The following is a 15,676-nucleotide window of genomic DNA, read 5'->3' on the forward strand; positions in this document are numbered from 1 at the left end:
TGTCGGCCCTGTCGATCAGGCTGACGCTATCGCGGGGCAAGCCCGCTACCACGAGCCCCGCTCAGTTGCTCTCGACGCGAAGGTTGCTTATGTCCGAACGCCCGCCGCTGGACCCCGTCACCGCCCGCTGGATCCCCTGGGTCGTGGCCATCGCCTTCTTCATGCAGTCGCTGGACGGCACCATCCTCAATACCGCCCTGCCGGCCATGGCCCGTTCACTTGAAGAAGACCCACTGCGCATGCAAGGCGTGATCATCGCCTACATGCTCACCGTCGCCCTGCTGATTCCGGCCTCTGGCTGGATCGCCGATCGCTTCGGCACCAAGCGGATCTTCTTCAGCGCGATTCTGCTATTCAGCTTCGGCTCGCTGCTGTGCGCCATCGCCAACAGCCTGACCTTCCTGATCATTGCCCGGATCATCCAGGGCCTGGGCGGCGCGCTGATGCTGCCGGTGGGGCGCCTGGTGGTCCTGCGCGCCTATCCGCGCTCGGAGCTGGTGCGGATCATGAGCTTCATCACCATTCCCGGCCTGCTCGGCCCGCTGCTCGGGCCGACGATGGGCGGTTGGCTGGTGGAGATCCTCAGTTGGCACTGGATCTTTTTGCTCAACCTGCCGGTGGGCGCCCTGGGCTGCTATGCGGTATGGAAGTTCATCCCCGACCTGCGCGGCACGGAACGGACAACCTTCGATGCCCCGGGCTTCATTCTGTTCGGCGCGGCGATGGTACTGATCACCATCGCCATGGAAGGCCTGGGCGAGCTGCACCTGCCGCACTTGCGCGTGATGTTGCTGCTGTTCGCCGGCATGGCGTGCCTGGCGGCCTACTGGCTGCGCGCCGGGCGGGATCCGGAGCCGCTGTTCTCCCCCAGCCTGTTCCGCGTGCGGACCTTTGCCATCGGCATCCTGGGCAACCTGTTCGCTCGCCTGGGCAGCGGCGCGTTGCCATTTTTGGTGCCGTTGTTGCTGCAGATCGCCTTGGGCTACTCGCCCTCCCAGGCGGGGATGAGCATGATCCCCCTGGCGGCGGCGGCGATGGTCGCCAAGTCAATTGCCAGGCCGCTGATCGAACGCCTGGGCTACCGGATCATCCTCACCGGCAATACCTTGCTGCTGGGCATTCTGCTGGCCAGCCTGGGCCTGGTGGACGAGCAGACGCCTTACGCCCTGCTGCTGGTGCAGTTGTCCTTGCTCGGTGCGGTCAACTCGCTGCAGTTCACCGCGATGAACACCGTGACCCTGATCGACCTGGACGACGCCAGCGCCAGCAGTGGCAACAGCTTGCTGTCGGTGGTCGCGCAGCTGTCGCTGAGCCTGGGCGTGGCCTGCGCCGGTGCCTTGCTTGGCGGTTTCACCGCGGCCGGCAGCGCCGAGGGCGTGGAAACCACCCTGGGCGCGTTCCAGCTGACCTTCTTCACCATCGGCCTGATGGCCATGCTGGCGGCGGCGATCTTCCTGCAACTGGCGCCGACAGACGGAAGGCGTGCCCGTCGTCCGGAACCGGAGATCGAACCTTAGGGCGAATGGCCACGAGGCTGGTAGACTGTGCGGCATTTTTCGCTTCGCAACGCAGGCCCGCCTCGTGACCACCGAATCCACCGCATTTGCCACTCTGCCGCTGTCCGCCGCCATGCTGGCCAACCTGGACGCCCTCGGCTATGCCGCGATGACCCCGATCCAGGCCCAGAGCCTGCCGGTCATCCTCAAGGGCCAGGACCTGATCGCCCAGGCCAAGACCGGCAGCGGCAAGACCGCCGCCTTCGGCATCGGCCTGCTCAACCCGATCAACCCGCGCTACTTCGGCTGCCAGGCGCTGGTCCTGTGCCCGACCCGCGAGCTGGCCGACCAGGTCGCCAAAGAACTGCGCCGGCTGGCCCGGGCCGAGGACAACATCAAGATCCTGACCCTGTGCGGCGGCGTCTCGCTCGGCCCGCAGATCGCCTCGCTGGAGCATGGCGCGCACATCATCGTCGGCACCCCAGGCCGGGTGCAGCAGCACCTGGACAAGGGCACCTTGGTGCTCGATGGGCTTAACACCCTGGTGCTCGACGAAGCTGACCGGATGCTCGACATGGGCTTCTTCGACGCCATCGCCAGCATCATCGGCAAGACCCCGGCGCGCCGCCAGACCTTGCTGTTCTCCGCCACCTATCCAAGCGGCATCGAGCAACTGGCCGCAGACTTCATGCGCAAGCCGCAGCAGGTCAAGGTCGAGGCGTTGCACAGCGAAACCCAGATCGAGCAGAGCTTTATCGAGATCGACCCACAGCAGCGCCTCGAAGCGCTGACCCGGGTGCTTGGCCACTATCGCCCTGAATCGTGCGTGGCGTTCTGCTTCACCAAGCAGCAGTGCGAAGAGGTGGTTGCCCACCTCACCGCCAAGGGCATCGTTGCCCAGGCCCTGCACGGTGATCTGGAGCAGCGTGACCGCGATCAGGTGCTGGCCATGTTCGCCAACCGCAGCAGCTCGGTACTGGTGGCCACTGACGTCGCCGCCCGTGGCCTGGACATCGATGGCCTGGACATGGTGATCAACGTTGAACTGGCGCGTGACGCCGAGATCCACGTACACCGCGTTGGCCGTACCGGTCGCGCAGGCGAGAAAGGCGTGGCGGTGAGCCTGGTGGCGCCGGCCGAAGGCCATCGCGCCCAGGCCATCGAGCAGTTGCAGAAGCGCCCGCTGCGCTGGGAGCAACTGGACAGCCTGAAGAACAAAGGCGGTGAACCGCTGCTGCCGGTCATGGCCACCTTGTGCATTGCCGCCGGACGCAAGGACAAGCTGCGCCCAGGCGATATCCTTGGCGCGCTGACCGGTGATGCGGGGATTCCTGGCAAGCAGGTAGGCAAGATCGCCATCTTCGACTTCCAGGCCTTCGTGGCGGTGGAGCGGGCCTTGGCCAAGCAGGCCATGCAGCGGCTCAACAGCGGCAAGATCAAGGGCCGCTCGCTGAAAGTTCGTATCCTTTAAGCAGCACCACGTCCCTAGTAGGAGCGGGTTTGCCCTGCGATAGCGGTCGACCAGGCACGTCGTTGACCCGGCTGACGCTATCGCGGGACAAGCCCGCTCCTACCAGGGTGGCGTCGACCTCCTATTTCATCGTTCGCAGGGAAACTATCTTGCACTCCACCGACGTGATCATCCTCGGCGCTGGCGCCGCCGGCCTGATGTGCGCTCAACTCAGTGCCCGACGCGGGCGCCGGGTGCTTCTGCTCGATCATGCCAACAAACCGGGCAAGAAGATTCTCATGTCCGGCGGCGGGCGCTGCAACTTCACCAACCTGTACACCGAACCTGGCAACTTCCTCTCGCACAACCCGCACTTCTGCAAGTCGGCGCTGGCCCGCTACACCCAGTGGGACTTCATCGAGCTGGTGGCCAAGCATGGCGTGCCGTACCACGAGAAGAAGCTGGGCCAGCTGTTTTGCGATAACAAGTCCAGCGACATCCTCAACCTGCTGCTCGCCGAATGTGACGATGCCGGGGTCGAGCTGCGCATGGAAACCAGCATCGAGACCATCGACAAGACCGACAACGGCTATCGCCTGCACACCAGCGCCGGGCCGTTTGCCTGCCAGTCGCTGGTGATCGCCACCGGCGGTCTGTCGATTCCGACCCTGGGCGCCAGCGGCTTTGGCTATCAGGTTGCACGCCAGTTCGGCCACAGCCTGCTGCCCACCCGCGCAGGTTTGGTGCCCTTCACCATCACCGAGCCCCAGCTCAAGGCACTGTGCAGTGAACTGTCGGGGACCTCGCTCGATTGCACCGCCAGCTGCAATGGCACCAGCTTCCGCGAGAACCTGCTGTTCACCCATCGTGGTCTGAGTGGCCCGGCGATCTTGCAGATTTCTTCGTTCTGGGAGGCTGGCGACACGGTCGAGATCAACCTGCTGCCGGACCGCGATGCCCTCGACTGGCTGCAACAGCAACAGACCGAGCGCGCCAACAGCGAACTGAAAACCGTGCTGGGCGAAGTGTTCACGCGCAAGCTGGCCAACCTGTTGGCTGATCAGTGGTTCGTCTCCAAGCCGATGAAGCAGTACACCCCGGCCGAGCTTGCACAGATCGCCGAGAGGCTGGCGGCCTGGCAAGTGGTGCCGGCCGGGACCGAGGGCTATCGCACTGCCGAGGTGACGCTTGGCGGGGTGGATACCCGCGAGGTGTCGTCCAAGACCATGGAATCGCTGAAGAGCCCGGGGCTGTACTTCATCGGTGAAGTGCTGGACGTCAGCGGCCATCTGGGTGGGTTTAATTTCCAGTGGGCCTGGGCCTCGGCTAACGCCGCCGCGCAGTTCGTGTAAGGTAGAATCCTTTCAGCACGGAACGCTTCTTGCTGGTCCGTGCCAGGATGCATCAAAGCTGGGTCCGCTGCGCGGCCCTTCGCGGACAAGCCCGCTCCCACAGAGTTTTGCGCTGGCCGCTGTGGGAGCGGGCTTGCCCGCGAAGGGCCGCGCAGCGGACCCCAGCTGCAATGGCATTCACTGAACAGGTTCTCATTCGATCACTGCCAGCAGGCCATCATGTCATCGAGCTCGTTTCGCCATTCTCTGCGTCGCCTGTGGGGCCAAGACAAGTTCAGCTACAGCATCCGGGTAACCGTCGCCCTCACCGGCAGCATGGCCCTGTGCTGGTACCAGGATGAAATGAACCTGCTGATCCCGCTGTTCCTGGGGATCATCGCCAGCGCCCTGGCCGAGACCGACGACGGCTGGCAGGGCCGGCTCAGCGCGCTGATGGTGACCCTGGTGTGCTTTGCCATCGCCGCACTGTCAGTCGAGCTGCTCTTCCCCTACCCGTGGATTTTCGCCATCTCACTGGCCCTGGCCGCGTTCTGCCTGACCATGCTCGGCGCCTTGGGCGAGCGCTACGGGGCAATCGCCTCGGCAACGTTGATTCTGTCGGTGTACACCATGATCGGTGTGGACCAGCGCGGTGGTGAAGTCACCGATTTCTGGCACGAGCCTTTGCTGCTGGTAGCCGGCGCCGCCTGGTATGGCCTGCTCTCGGTGCTGTGGCAGGCGCTGTTCTCCAACCAGCCGGTGCAGCAGAGCCTGGCCAAGCTGTTCTACGAGCTGGGCCGCTACCTCAAGCTCAAGGCCAACCTGTTCGAGCCGATCCGCAACCTCGACGTCGAGGCCCGGCGCCTGGAACTGGCCCAGCAAAATGGCAAGGTGGTGGCAGCGCTCAACGCAGCCAAGGAAATCATTCTGCACCGGGTCGGCAACAGCCAGCCGAACTCCAAGGTCAGTCGCTACCTCAAGCTGTACTTCCTGGCCCAGGATATTCATGAACGGGTCAGCGCCTCGCACTATCCCTACAATGCGCTGGCCGAAGCGTTTTTCCACAGCGATGTGATGTTCCGTTGCCAACGCCTGCTACGCCAGCAAGGCTCGGCCTGCCAGCAGCTGGCTGAATCGATCCGCCTGCGCCAGCCCTTCGTCTATGGCACCGGCTTTGCCGAAGCACTGGAAGACCTGCACGCCTCGCTCGAACACCTGCGCATCCAGAGCAACCCCGCCTGGCGCGGGCTGCTGCGCTCGTTGCGCGCGCTGGCCGGTAACCTGGCCACCCTCGACCGCCTGCTCGGTGCTGCGAGCAACCCGGACAGCCTCGCCGACGCCAGCGACAGCAGCCTGCTCGACCGCTCGCCACGCACCTTCAAGGATGTCTGGAGCCGGCTGCGCACGCAGCTCACGCCCACTTCATTGCTGTTCCGCCACGCCCTGCGCCTGCCGCTGGCGTTGTCGATCGGCTATGGCATGGTTCATTTGATCCACCCGACCCAAGGCTACTGGATCATCCTCACCACGCTGTTCGTCTGTCAGCCCAACTACGGCGCGACCCGGCGCAAGCTGGTGCAACGGATCTTCGGCACGGCCATCGGCTTGACGGTGGGCTGGGCTCTGTTCGACCTGTTCCCCAACCCGATCATCCAATCGATGTTCGCGGTGGTGGCGGGCGTAGTGTTCTTCGTCAACCGTACCACCCGCTACACCTTGGCCACCGCCGCAATTACCTTGATGGTGCTGTTCTGCTTCAACCAGATCGGCGATGGCTACGGGCTGTTCCTGCCGCGCCTGTTCGATACCCTGGTCGGCAGCCTGATCGCCATTCTGGCGGTGTTCCTGTTCCTGCCCGACTGGCAGGGGCGGCGCTTGAACAAGGTGCTGGCCAATACCCTCAGCTGCGCCAGCGCCTACCTGCGCCAGATCATGCAGCAATACGCCCATGGCAAGCGTGACGACCTGGCCTATCGCCTGGCCCGGCGCAACGCGCACAACGCCGATGCAGCGCTGTCGACCACCCTGGCCAACATGCTCATGGAGCCGGGGCATTTCCGTAAGGAGGCAGATGTCGGCTTCCGTTTCCTGGTGCTCTCACACACCCTGCTCAGCTACCTCTCCGGGCTGGGTGCGCACCGTGATACGGCGCTGCCGGCCGAGGTGCATGAGCAGTTGATCGAGGGTGCCGGGCAGAGCTTGGCGAAGAGCCTGGAAGAGATCGCCAATGGCCTGGCAGCGCGGCTACCCGTGGCGATCCACAGTGATGAAGAAGAGGCGCTGGCCAATGCACTGGAGCAAATGCCAGAGGAGCTGGATGAGCATCAGCGCCTGGTGCAGACGCAATTGGCGTTGATCTGTCGCCAGCTCGGGCCGCTGCGGACCATGGCCGCTCACTTGATCAAGGAAGGCTCTCCTGCCTGAGGATTGGCGGATGCCCAATTGTCCCAACGGCAGCGGGCTTACAACCTTCAGGCCTCAATTGTTCTCGTGGGAGCGGGCTTGCCCCGCGATCAGGCCTGCACCGCCCCCCTCAGAACCCATGCTGGCGTAGCAGCCGGGCATAACTGCCATCGGCCTTCATCGCCACGATTGCACGCTCGAACCGCTGCACGATCTGCTGATGCTGTGGATGCTTGAGGCTCACCAGGATATGCAGGCTGTTCTCCCCCAGCGGCGGCTCGACGAAGCTCACCGCATCGCGCACCTGCTGTGGCTCGCGCTGCAAGTTGTAGCGGGCCACATACTCGTCTTCCACTGCCAACTTCACCCGCCCTGCCGCCAGCATGCGTACGGCAGATGAGAAGTTACGCACAGGCACTTTGCTCAAGCGGGTATCACTGTCGAAATCCGGTGAGTAGGCATAATCGCGCACCACCGCAATCGAGTACGGATACAGGTCGGCCTGGCGCTTGTAGCTAAAGGCATCTCCCTGGCGCTTGAGCAGGCGAATCCGATTGGTCAGGTAGGCTTTGGAAAATTGGCCGATCAGCGCGCGCGAGTCGTTGTACCAGGCATTCACCAGTACATCGTAGCGACCATCAGCCACGCCCTTGAGCGCCCTGGCCCAAGGCACCTCCTCGAACTCGCTGGCATATCCCGCACGCATCAGGGCGGTGGTGACGATGCTGGTGGCCAGGCCGCCGCCGGGCATGCCGGTATCGGTGAAGGGCGGCCAGCTGTCGGACACCAGGCGTAGCTTGTCCTGCGCCGATGCTACGGGCAGCAGCATTAGCGCCAGCAAACCAACAACACAAAGCAGTGGCCGCATGCTCAAGTCCTTTCGCAATTAGGGGCTCACGCGGGAGCTTCATCACTACAGGTTGGCAGAGTACACACAGGCGAAAGCCGGTCGCAGCCGACAATAATGTCAAATAGCCTCTATTTTGGCCGAACTGCGCCGCAGTTGATCCACGGCATCGGTTTCTCGTGCTTGCCCGCCAGATTTGCGATGATCGTCAGCCCATCCCAGGAGCGCATCTCAATGTCCATCGAGTGGATCTGCAAGCACCATACCGACCTCGACAAGCAACAGCTGTATGACATCCTCGCGCTGCGCACAGAAGTATTCGTGGTAGAGCAGCGCTGTCCTTATCAGGAGGTCGACGGGCTCGACCTGAGTGGCGATACGCTGCACTTGATGGGTTGCCAGGACAACCGCCTGGTCGCCTATCTGCGCCTGCTCGACCCGCAGGCGCATGACGGCGAGGTGGTCATTGGCCGAGTAGTGACCGCAGCTGCCGCTCGGGGCAACGGCACTGGCCACCAATTGCTGCTCAAGGGCCTGGAGTGTGCCGAGCACTGCTGGCCAGGCACGCCGGTCTACCTGTCAGCTCAAGCACACCTGCAAGGCTACTACGCACGCCACGGCTTCGAGGTGGCGGGAGACGAATACCTTGAAGATGGCATCCCTCACATTGGCATGCGCAGGGGCTGAGCTCAGGGCCTGAGCCCAGCGTTGAGGCTCAGGGATAGCCCAACACCTGGCGGATTGTGCGCAGGTGCTGAATGATCCACTGCTTGTCGATCGCACCCCAGTCATGGATGCGGTAGTGCCCAGCATGGTTGCGAGCACCCGCTTCTTGCTCGAACTCGCAGACGATGTCCAGGTCGGCCAGGGCTGCGATGGTGTCCTGGGCGGTGCGCCGGGGCATGCCGGTGGCCTCCATCAAGGCGGGGACGCTGGTCGCGGTCTGGCTGTCGATCAGCCAGGCCACGTAGAGGCGGCGGTAGAAACTGCTCTTGGTCTTGCTTACATCCATGCTGGGTGGTCCTTACGTGGTGCCCGGCAGCTCCCGGTAGGTCAGGTAGACGCGCAGGTCGAATTCCAGTTGATGGTAGTCCGGCTCCATGTGCTGGCACAGCTGGTAGAAGGCCTTGCTGTGGTCGCGCTCCTTGAGGTGGGCCAACTCGTGCACCACGATCATGCGCAGGAACTGCGGCGCAGCTTCCTTGAACAATGCCGCAATGCGGATCTCTTTTTTCGCCTTGAGCTTGCCGCCCTGCACTCGCGATACCGCGGTATTGAGCCCCAAGGCACGGTGGGTCAAGTCCAGGCGGTTGTCGAACAGCACTTTATCCAGGTTCGGCGCGCTGCGCAGATAGGCCTGCCTGAGCTCTTGGGCATAGAGATACAAGGCCTTGTCGTTCTGCACCTCGTGGCGCCCTGGATAGCGCTGGCGCAGGTAATCGCCCAGGCGGTCGCTGGCAATCATCTGGCGCACCTGCTCCTGCAGGTGTGGTGGGTAGGCTTGCAAGTAGCGTAATTCGGTCATGGCACGGCGGTCGCTGAAAGCAGAGGCGATTCTAGCCAATCATGACCGTGGCCAGGGGAAAATCGCCGGAAAGCCGCTGGCATCGGCGCAGGTCATCGGCCGCGCCACCAAAAAGCCCTGCACGTAGGCACAGCCATTGGCCTTGAGCCAGGCGGCCTGGGCAGCGGTCTCGACGCCTTCGGCGATCACCGTGATGGCGTAGTCGGCGCACAGGCCGATGACACTGCGCACCAGCGCGGCATCACCCGCCGAGTCCGGCAATCGACTGACCAGATGACGGTCGAGCTTGAGGGTATCGATCGGCAAGTCGCGGACCATGCGCAACGAACACTCACCCGCGCCAAAGTCGTCCAGCGCCACCCGTACGCCCAGCTCGTGCAAGCGCTTGACCTGCTTGATCGCCGCATCGATGTTGTAGATCAGTGAGGTTTCCGCCACCTCGACCTCCAACTGCGCAGGTTGCAGGCCGTGCTCCTCGATTACCCGGCGCAACTCGTCGACCAGGTTGGGCATGGCGAACTGAATCCGGCTCAGGCTGATGCTGAGCACCAGGTCAGGTGCGAAGTGCTCATTCCAGGCTTGGCGCTGAGCGGCGCCCTGATCATAGATCCAGCTGGCCAGCCGGCTGATCAGACGGGTTTCCTCGAGCAAGGGAATGAACAGCGCAGGCGGAACGTCGCCGACGCTGGGGTGCTGCCAGCGCAGCAACGCCTCGAAGCCGCGCAATGTGCCGTCAGCGAACGCCACCTGGGGCTGGAACACCAGGCTGAAGTCCTTCTGTTCGATGGCCGTGCGCACCCCATCTTCGAGCATCAAACGGGACCGGGCCCGCCCATTGAGCTCCTGATCGTAGAAGCGGTACTGCTGGCGACCGGCTTGCTTGGCGGCGTACATCGCGGTGTCGGCCGCGCGGATCAAGCCTTCGACCGTGCCGCCGCAATCGGGGTAGGTGGCGATGCCGATGCTGACGCCAAGGCAGACATCCACGCCCTCGACCTGATGGGAAATCGACAGGCGCTCGATCACCTGCTCGGCAAACCGCCCGGCCCGCTCCGGATAGGGCAAGCCATCGAACAACGCGGTGAATTCATCACCGCCCATGCGCGCCAGCAAGGCCTCGCTGCCCAGGCAGTCCTTGAGTTGTTCGCCGACCCAACGCAGCACCTCATCGCCGGCCTCATGACCGAGTGAGTCGTTGATCCGCTTGAAACCATCCAGGTCCATGTACATCAATGCCTGGGCTTTGTCCGAGCGCTCACTGCGCAGCAGCGCGCCCTCGGCGGCCTGATAGAAGCCGCGGCGATTGAGCAGGCCGGTGAGCGGATCGGTGACCGCCTGGTATTCCAGTTGCTGGTGCAGGCTGCGTACCACCGACATGTCCAGCACCGTCACCACCATGGCGCGCTGCTCCGCCGGCAAGGGTGCGCAGGACAGCGCCACCGGCACCAACTGGCCGCCGAGGGTACGCAACTGGGCGTCATGCACGCGGAAGATCTGCCGGGCCAAATACGCCTGATAAAACTCCGACTCGCGCCACAGGCAGGCCGTTACCAATTGCACCAGGTCGAGCACATGCGCGCCTTGCAATTTATCCACAGGGGTTTCGAGCAAGCGCGAGATGGCCGGGTTGGCAAAGCCGATGGTGCCAGCCTCATCCACTACCAAAATGCCTTCGGCCGCGTTTTCCAGGATCGATGCATTGAACGCCCTGGCCGTTTCCAGCTCGCGGGTCAGACGTTGCAGCATGCGCCGGTTGCGCTGCTGCTCCAGCAATGCCTGCACCTTGGGCTTGAGGATCTGCGGATCGAAGGGTTTGAACAGGTAATCCACCGCACCTGCGGCATAGCCCTTGAGCACCGCGGCTTGCGACTGCTCGTTGGCGGTCAGGAAGATAATCGGCGTCAGCCGGGTTCGCTGGCTGCCGCGCATCAGCCGGGCCACCTCGAAACCGTCCATTTCGGGCATTTGCACATCCAGCAGGACCAGGTCCACGTCATGCTGCAGCAATGCGCTCAAGGCTTCCATCCCCGAGCTTGCCGTGAGCACCTGCCAGTCTTGCCGGGCCAACAGCGCCCGCATGCTGATCAGGTTCTCCGGGTAATCGTCGACAACCAGCAGAACGGATCGGCCATCCGGGGCATTGGGTTGAGCTTCATCCATGCTGCTTCTCTTGTAAGCGCGACTGCCACTACCAATTGGATCCGATTAACTACTCTAGTCGGGGGTTGGCCGGGTGCAATGCAATCAGAACGCTATCAGTCGGATATCTTCGCCCAAACCGACTAACGGTCGTGCCCGGTCTTGTTCCACGATGGCGCTAAATAGCAGCCATAAAAAAACCCGCATTTCTGCGGGTTTTTCCTGCACGGGTGCGGATCAGTTGACCTTGGCAGCCAGCTCGCCTTTCAGGTAACGCTGGTACATGCCTTCCAGGGAGATCGGTTTGATCTTGGAGGCATTACCGGCAGTGCCGAAGGCTTCGTAACGGGCGATGCAGACGTCGCGCATGGCTTTGACGGTTTCGCCGAAGAACTTGCGTGGGTCGAATTCGCTCGGGTTGGTCGCCATCAGGCGACGCATGGCACCGGTCGAGGCCAGACGCAGGTCGGTATCGATGTTGACCTTGCGCACGCCGTACTTGATGCCTTCGACGATTTCTTCAACCGGTACGCCGTAGGTTTCTTTGATGTCGCCGCCGTACTGGTTGATGATCGCCAGCCACTCTTGCGGTACCGAGGAAGAACCGTGCATCACCAGGTGAGTGTTAGGGATGCGCTTGTGGATTTCCTTGATGCGGTCGATCGCCAGTACGTCACCGGTAGGTGGCTTGGTGAACTTGTAGGCGCCGTGGCTGGTGCCGATGGCGATGGCCAGGGCATCGACCTGGGTCTTCTTGACGAAGTCGGCGGCTTCTTCTGGGTCGGTCAGCATCTGGCTGTGATCCAGAACGCCTTCGGCGCCGATACCGTCTTCTTCACCGGCCATGCCGGTTTCCAGCGAACCCAGGCAGCCCAGCTCGCCTTCAACCGAAACGCCGCAGGCATGCGCCATGGCGACGGTCTGCTGAGTGACGCGCACGTTGTACTCGTAGTCGGTCGGGGTCTTGCCGTCTTCGCCGAGCGAGCCGTCCATCATTACTGAGCTGAAGCCCAGTTGGATCGAGCGCTGGCAGACGTCCGGGCTGGTGCCGTGGTCTTGGTGCATGCACACCGGGATGTGCGGGAACTCTTCGATCGCGGCCAGGATCAGGTGGCGCAGGAACGGCGCACCTGCGTATTTGCGAGCACCGGCCGAGGCCTGCACGATGACCGGAGAGTCGGTCTTGTCGGCGGCTTCCATGATGGCGCGCATCTGCTCGAGGTTGTTGACGTTGAAAGCTGGAACGCCGTAGCCGAACTCGGCGGCGTGGTCCAGCATCTGGCGCATGCTAATGAGTGCCATTGTGTATCTCTCTCCCGACAAGCGTCGTTGTTTCGTGCAAGCCTGCCGCAGGGGCGGTTGCTGTTCAAGTAGTGTGGGCCACCATGGCGGCCCGGCCAGTCACGGTGCCTTGCAGCCCCGCCCAATCAGATCGTTGGTTGCCACCCAGTACACCAGGCCTTCATCGCCTTTGGTGTGCAGGGCCAGCACGCCGTCGCTGTATAGCGCGCCAGAGGCGCCCGGCTCGGACTTGAGCCGGTAGACCTGGTCGCCGCCGCCGAGGCGTACGTCGACCGAATCCTGGGTAGCGTCGGCGAAGCGCCAGAGTACTTCGGTCTGGGTATCGCAGACCCAGCGGGTCCAGTTGTCCGCCGGGGCAGGTTGCGCCGGCTGCAGCAGAGAGCATCCTGCCAATGTCGCCAGGGCCAGTACGGCCAACAGCGCTTTCATTGAATATCCTCTTTTTGGGGCCCTTTCACAGCCCATCACAGGCTTCGCCAGCTCCCACAGGGTTCAGCGCGATCCCTGTGGGAGCGGGCTTGCCGGGGCGCCGAACCGCCGCGAAGGGCCGCACCGCGGCCCCCTTGTCCAAGACCACGAAAGGTCCGGTTGGTTGCTCGTCACCCGATCAAGGGCAACCCGGCGCCTTGCGCTGGTGCTCGTCGTCGTACTTTTCCAGGCCATCCGGGCCCAGGCGCTTGTTGATTACCGGCACCGTTTCCGCCTGCCACTGGGACTGATAGCAGCCGCCCTGGGGCGACTGCGACGGTTCGGCGTCCGCAGCCGGACCGCTGGAGCAAGCGCTCAGCAGCCCCGCCACGATCATCACAGGCAATTGCTTGACCATTCGGTCGCTCCCTTTGCCGCGCGCCTTCATGCTCAGGCCTTGGCCCGCTCTTCCAGGATCGCAACGGCGGGCAGGACTTTACCCTCGACGAATTCGAGGAACGCACCGCCACCGGTAGAAATGTAGGAGATATCGCTGCCAACGCCATATTTATCGATGGCTGCCAGGGTATCGCCACCGCCAGCGATGGAGAATGCCGCGCTATCGGCAATGGCTTTGGCCAGTACTTGGGTGCCGTTGCCGAACTGGTCGAACTCGAACACGCCGACCGGACCGTTCCACAGGATGGTCTTGGAGGTCTTGAGCAAGTCAGCGAACTGTTCGGCGGTTTGCGGGCCGATGTCCAGGATCATGTCATCGTCAGCGACTTCAGTGATGAGCTTGACGGTGGCCTGGGCGCTCTCGGCGAACTCCTTGGCAACCACCACGTCCACCGGCAGCGGCACATTGACCTTGGCCGCAATGGCCTTGGCGGTGTCGACCAGGTCAGGCTCGTACAGCGACTTGCCAACCTTGTGGCCTGCTGCGGCGAGGAAGGTGTTGGCGATACCGCCGCCGACGATCAGCAGGTCGCAGACGCTGCTCAAGCTGTTGAGCACGTCGAGCTTGGTCGACACCTTGGAGCCGGCGACGATGGCTGCCATCGGCTTGGCCGGGGCTTTCAGGGCCTTGCCCAGGGCGTCCAGCTCGGCTGCCAGCAGCGGACCGGCAGCAGCGACTTTGGCGAACTTGGCCACGCCATGGGTCGAACCCTCGGCGCGGTGGGCGGTACCGAAGGCGTCCATGACGAACACGTCGCACAGGCCGGCGTACTTCTGCGCCAGCTCGTCGGCGTTCTTCTTCTCGCCTTTGTTGAAGCGCACGTTCTCGAACAGCACCAGCTCGCCGGCCTGGACCTGGACGCCGTCCAGGTAGTCGGCAACCAGCGGCACTTCGCGGCCGAGGGCCTTGCTCAGGTAGTCGGCGACGGGCTTGAGGCTGTTCTCGGCGGAGAACTCGCCCTCGGTCGGACGACCCAAGTGCGAGCAGACCATTACCGCGGCGCCTTTTTCCAGGGCCAGCTTGATGGTCGGCAGCGCAGCCAGGATACGCGCATCGCTGGCTACCACACCGTCCTTCACAGGCACGTTGAGGTCTTCGCGGATCAGTACGCGTTTACCTTGCAGGTCGAGGTCGGTCATCTTCAACACGGTCATGAATGCAGTCCTTCAGGGCTGTTTGGTGCGGGTTTGGTGGACGACGTGCAGATAGTGGTCAGCAACGTCGAGCATACGGTTGGCGAACCCCCATTCGTTGTCGAACCAGGCCAGCAGGTTCACCAGGCGGGGGCCGGAAACGCGGGTCTGGCTGGCATCGACGATGGCCGAATGCGGGTCATGGTTGAAATCACAGCTGGCGTGCGGCAGCTCGGTGTAGGCCACAAGCCCCTGCAGCGGGCCGCTCAGGGCGGCGTCGCGCAGCACCTGGTTGACCTCAGCCGCAGTCGTATCGCGAGCGGTCTGCAAGGTGATGTCCAGGCACGACACGTTGACGGTCGGCACGCGTACCGCTTTGGCCTGAATTCGCCCGGCAAGTTCCGGCAGCAGGCGCTCGATGCCACGGGCCAGGCCAGTAGACACCGGAATTACCGACTGGAATGCCGAGCGGGTGCGGCGCAGGTCTTCGTGGTGATAGGCGTCGATCACCGGCTGGTCGTTCATCGCCGAGTGAATCGTGGTGATCTGCACGTACTCGATGCCAAAGGCCTGGTCCAGCACGCGCAACAGCGGCACGCCGCAGTTGGTGGTGCAGGAGGCGTTGGACACCAGCCGCTCGGCGCCGGTCAGGCAATCCTGGTTGATCCCGTAGACCACCGTGGCATCGACATCCGCCTCGCTGGCCATCGGCTGGGAGAACAGCACCCGTGGCGCGCCGGCATCGAGGAAGCGCTGGCCGTCGGCGCGGGTGTTGTAGGCGCCGCTGCATTCGAGCACCAGGTCTACGTCCAGGGCGGCCCAGTCGATCCCTTCAGGGGTGGCACTGCGCAAAACCTGCACGCAGTCGCCATTGATATGCAGGCAATCGCCGTCGACCTTCACCTCACCGGGGAAGCGCCCGTGGGTGGAGTCGAAGCGTGTCAGGTATTCCAGGCTGGCCTGATCGGCCAGATCGTTCAGTGCAACGATCTCGAAGCCCGCCTTCGCCCCTCGCTCGACCAGTGCGCGCAGGACACAGCGGCCGATGCGGCCGTAACCGTTGAGTGCAACTTTGTAGGGACGCGGATGGGGCATGCCGGGCTCACGTATCGAAAGCGTTGTATGACCATCGCGGGGCAAGCCCGCTCCCACGCCAGCCAGTATTCGCGAGCTGGCGTGGGA

At 63.4% G+C, this 15,676-nt stretch carries 14 protein-coding genes; 5 read left to right on the forward strand and 9 right to left on the reverse strand.

Annotation, left to right across the window (positions count from 1 at the left end):
* Positions 1–89 precede the first annotated feature (89 nt).
* The 4 genes from mdtD (at position 90) to yccS (ending at position 6,701) form a co-directional block, all read left to right on the forward strand.
* A complete protein-coding gene (gene mdtD / locus AAZU54_RS26250; protein ID WP_312155267.1) occupies positions 90–1,517 on the forward strand; it encodes a multidrug transporter subunit MdtD in 1,428 nt (475 codons plus the stop codon).
* A 112-nt stretch (positions 1,518–1,629) separates the two neighbouring features.
* Positions 1,630–2,967, forward strand: coding sequence for an ATP-dependent RNA helicase DbpA (dbpA, locus tag AAZU54_RS26255; RefSeq protein WP_264082888.1), 1,338 nt, complete (start codon positions 1,630–1,632; stop codon positions 2,965–2,967).
* 149 nt (positions 2,968–3,116) lie between these two features.
* Positions 3,117–4,298 (forward strand): NAD(P)/FAD-dependent oxidoreductase, encoded by a 1,182-nt coding sequence (locus AAZU54_RS26260; RefSeq protein ID WP_405130279.1) that lies wholly within the window; start codon positions 3,117–3,119, stop codon positions 4,296–4,298.
* A gap of 219 nt (positions 4,299–4,517) precedes the next feature.
* Positions 4,518–6,701: a YccS family putative transporter gene (yccS, locus tag AAZU54_RS26265; protein WP_434727856.1), complete on the forward strand. Its 2,184-nt coding sequence runs from the start codon at positions 4,518–4,520 to the stop codon at positions 6,699–6,701.
* A gap of 109 nt (positions 6,702–6,810) precedes the next feature.
* Here the strand turns inward: yccS and AAZU54_RS26270 are convergent, their stop codons facing one another.
* The gene (locus AAZU54_RS26270) at positions 6,811–7,548 is read right to left on the reverse strand and encodes a substrate-binding periplasmic protein (protein ID WP_186557532.1); all 738 of its coding nucleotides are present in this window, start codon (positions 7,546–7,548) and stop codon (positions 6,811–6,813) included.
* Between the two features lie 213 nt (positions 7,549–7,761).
* Here AAZU54_RS26270 and AAZU54_RS26275 point away from each other — a divergent pair, with 213 nt between their 5' ends.
* On the forward strand, positions 7,762–8,214 hold the full coding sequence (locus AAZU54_RS26275; protein ID WP_186557534.1) for a GNAT family N-acetyltransferase: 453 nt from the start codon (positions 7,762–7,764) through the stop codon (positions 8,212–8,214).
* 28 nt (positions 8,215–8,242) lie between these two features.
* Here the strand turns inward: AAZU54_RS26275 and AAZU54_RS26280 are convergent, their stop codons facing one another.
* The 8 genes from AAZU54_RS26280 to epd form a co-directional block, all read right to left on the reverse strand.
* Complete coding sequence (locus tag AAZU54_RS26280) at positions 8,243–8,539, reverse strand: winged helix-turn-helix domain-containing protein (protein WP_186557536.1); 297 nt, start codon at positions 8,537–8,539, stop codon at positions 8,243–8,245.
* 12 nt (positions 8,540–8,551) lie between these two features.
* Entirely contained in the window at positions 8,552–9,052 is a 501-nt protein-coding gene (locus AAZU54_RS26285; RefSeq protein ID WP_186557538.1) for a M48 metallopeptidase family protein, read from the reverse strand.
* 39 nt (positions 9,053–9,091) lie between these two features.
* Complete coding sequence (locus AAZU54_RS26290; RefSeq protein ID WP_186557540.1) at positions 9,092–11,212, reverse strand: putative bifunctional diguanylate cyclase/phosphodiesterase; 2,121 nt, start codon at positions 11,210–11,212, stop codon at positions 9,092–9,094.
* Between the two features lie 216 nt (positions 11,213–11,428).
* Positions 11,429–12,493: a class II fructose-bisphosphate aldolase gene (fba, locus tag AAZU54_RS26295; protein ID WP_012274520.1), complete on the reverse strand. Its 1,065-nt coding sequence runs from the start codon at positions 12,491–12,493 to the stop codon at positions 11,429–11,431.
* A 99-nt stretch (positions 12,494–12,592) separates the two neighbouring features.
* Positions 12,593–12,922, reverse strand: coding sequence for an MliC family protein (locus AAZU54_RS26300; protein ID WP_405130276.1), 330 nt, complete (start codon positions 12,920–12,922; stop codon positions 12,593–12,595).
* Positions 12,923–13,100: 178 nt separating this feature from the next.
* A complete protein-coding gene (locus AAZU54_RS26305) occupies positions 13,101–13,319 on the reverse strand; it encodes a hypothetical protein (RefSeq protein ID WP_186557544.1) in 219 nt (72 codons plus the stop codon).
* 32 nt (positions 13,320–13,351) lie between these two features.
* Positions 13,352–14,515: a phosphoglycerate kinase gene (locus tag AAZU54_RS26310; RefSeq protein WP_186557547.1), complete on the reverse strand. Its 1,164-nt coding sequence runs from the start codon at positions 14,513–14,515 to the stop codon at positions 13,352–13,354.
* Positions 14,516–14,527: 12 nt separating this feature from the next.
* Positions 14,528–15,589, reverse strand: a complete 1,062-nt coding sequence (gene epd / locus AAZU54_RS26315) for an erythrose-4-phosphate dehydrogenase (protein WP_312152694.1) — start codon at positions 15,587–15,589, stop codon at positions 14,528–14,530.
* Between the last annotated feature and the right edge of the window lie 87 nt (positions 15,590–15,676).

Source organism: Pseudomonas sp. Je.1.5.c, assembly GCF_051129895.1.
GTDB classification, from domain to species: Bacteria; Pseudomonadota; Gammaproteobacteria; order Pseudomonadales; family Pseudomonadaceae; genus Aquipseudomonas; species Aquipseudomonas urmiensis.